Origin of the sequence: Mesorhizobium sp. M0898, from assembly GCF_040319695.1 — a bacterium.
In the GTDB taxonomy this organism is placed as follows: Bacteria; Pseudomonadota; Alphaproteobacteria; order Rhizobiales; family Rhizobiaceae; genus Mesorhizobium.
Window position 1 is genome coordinate 1 of sequence record NZ_JAMYOE010000115.1, and the last position, 2,341, is coordinate 2,341.

General features: G+C 59.4%; 1 protein-coding gene and 1 pseudogene. One reads left to right on the forward strand and one right to left on the reverse strand.

Annotated elements, in window-relative coordinates; genetic code table 11:
• Nucleotides 1-134 precede the first annotated feature (134 nt).
• A pseudogene (locus NKH90_RS34430) lies at nt 135-765 on the reverse strand (tyrosine-type recombinase/integrase).
• A gap of 307 nt (nt 766-1,072) precedes the next feature.
• Between NKH90_RS34430 and NKH90_RS34435 the strand changes: the two are divergent.
• Nucleotides 1,073-2,152, forward strand: a complete 1,080-nt coding sequence (locus NKH90_RS34435; RefSeq protein WP_352823739.1) for an alpha/beta hydrolase family protein — start codon at nt 1,073-1,075, stop codon at nt 2,150-2,152.
• The last annotated feature ends 189 nt before the right edge of the window (nt 2,153-2,341 follow it).

Below are 2,341 nucleotides of genomic sequence, written 5' to 3' on the forward strand. Positions count from 1 at the left end.
CCTCTACCCGCTCAAGTCAAAATGGCAGTCGCGCCATCTCAGAACGAGGCGCCCCTCCCGCGAAGCGGGTTCGTGCATTGGGCGCAAAGCCGCTGGACCCAGCACCCGCGCGACCCACGCGAGGTCGTCCATTTTCAGATTTCAGTTCCCTCGGCCAGCGTCAGTGCATCCTCGACGTCGACGCCGAGATACCGGACGGTGTTCTCATCTTGGTGTGGCCGAGCAGAATTTGAATTGCTCGGAGATTCCCGGTGGCCTTATAGATAATGGAGGCCTTGGTACGACGAAGCGAGTGGGTGCCATAATCCTCACGGCGAAGGCCAACCGCCGAAACCCATTCATCGACCAGGCGCGCATACTGCCTGGTGCTCAAATGGCCAGCATGATCGACCCGACTGGGAAAGGCAAAATCGTCGACCGCTCCACCTCTACGTTCGAGCCATGCAAGTAGGCTTGCTCGGGCGTCTGCCATCAGTTCGAATTGAACTGGCCTCCCAGTCTTTTGCTGCACAACCATGGCCCGAGTCCGAATCTCAGCGCCACTCACTAGCGCGCCAATCTTGAGCTTCACCAAGTCGCAACCACGCAACTTGCTATCGATCGCAAGGTCGAACAGCGCTCGGTCCCGTGATCGACCTTCGCGGTCGAGAAAGAACCGGATTTCCCAGATTTGACGAACCTTCAGAGGTCGTTTGACGCCTACTCTCTTGCCTGCATTCCAAGCGGGACGGCCTTGTCGGCGAGGTCATACTGCGAATGTCCCATATCGTTTCTCCTCAGACCACTATTGGCCAGAGCACAAACGTTCGGGAGGGGCCGGGAGCGGTCCGGCCGGTTCTGGTATGAACGCGTGAGAATGCAGATATTCAATCCGGTGGGTCCGAGTCTCGAACTGACCCGTTCCGCACGTTCCTAAAGCTGCAACTCCTCTCAGTCCACTCAAGCGAAGACTCAGGGCAGCAAAACGATCGAACGTACCATATAGATGGACTGTGGGCAGCACTCGGGCTTGACGTCTTGCCGTCATGGGTGAACGGTAGCGGCAGCCTGGCACCGCGCAGGAAGGCACGTTATGATCAAGGCTGTCTTGGGTTTTCTTCTGCTGCCTTGGCTTGTCATCTTGCCCCTGATCGCAGTGACACCCGCGATCGCAACCGATTTCAGCCAGCCCGGTCCTTTCGCGATCGGTATTCAGAAGTTCACGATACCTGACGTGACTGGTGAGCACCCGCTGGAAACATGGGTCTGGTATCCCGCTGCTGGTCCTGCGCCAGCTCCCGCCGGCGCAATCCTGAAGACGACGCCGGACGCACCGCCGGCAACGACCGGTCCCTATCCGCTGCTTGTGCTGATCCCCGGATCCTCGATGCCGGGCATAGCCTACACCCGCTGGGGCCAGTTTCTCGCGACCTACGGGTTCGTTGTCTTCGCTTCGAGCTATGATACCGGATTCGACGTTCGCCGATTGCTCTATTATCGTTCTGCCAACGTGCTTCGTGTGATCGGCTACGCCGATACACTGACAGCCCCGGGTGGCAAACTCGCTGGACTCATAGATACCTCCCACATCGGCGTCTGGGGGCATTCATCGGGCGGAGCGACTGCGCTCCAGGCGGGAGGCGCTCGGGTCGACTTTAAAGCCCTGGATAGCTGGTGCGCTGCAAATGAGGCCCAGAAGTATGGCGACTCATGCCAATTTGTAGGTTTCGAGCCAACGATTGCCAAACTCTACGGCGCTGCAGACCCGTTTGCGGAGCCGATGCCACCCATTTGGGATAGCCGCGTGGCGGCGCTCGTTCTCGCAGCTCCGGGCGGCGAGCTGCAGGTATTCGGCGCCACTGGCATTGCGGCTGTCAAAGTGCCGACGCTCATACTGGTCACTTCTGACGACGAGATGGTGAAGCCGGAATTCAATGCCCTATGGGCGCATGATAGCATCGGAAGTCGAGATAAGGCGTTGGCCGTATTCGACAAGGGTGGGCACATGATGTTCGCATACGGTTCCGGTTCCAGCCCGCAGTTCGATCAAGCCAAGACGCTGACCGCGGCATTCTTCCTCAGTATTCCAAAAGGTGATCCCATGGGGCAGGCGGCGCTGCGACCCGGCGAGGCGTCGTTTCCGGGCCTCCACTATAAAACGACCTTCCACTGAGCCGACCGGACTCGTTGCTGGACAGGTGGAGGCGCTCGTGTGGCCAACGGCAACACGTGGTCCGCTTGTGGCGCAACCGCGATCACCAATGCGGTGGCCGGTAATGCTGAAGGGTTTCGGGTGCCGTCAGGCGTACGAAAGTCTCTGATGCAGGAACCCGCGGGCCGCAGGCGGTGAGCTATGGGGATT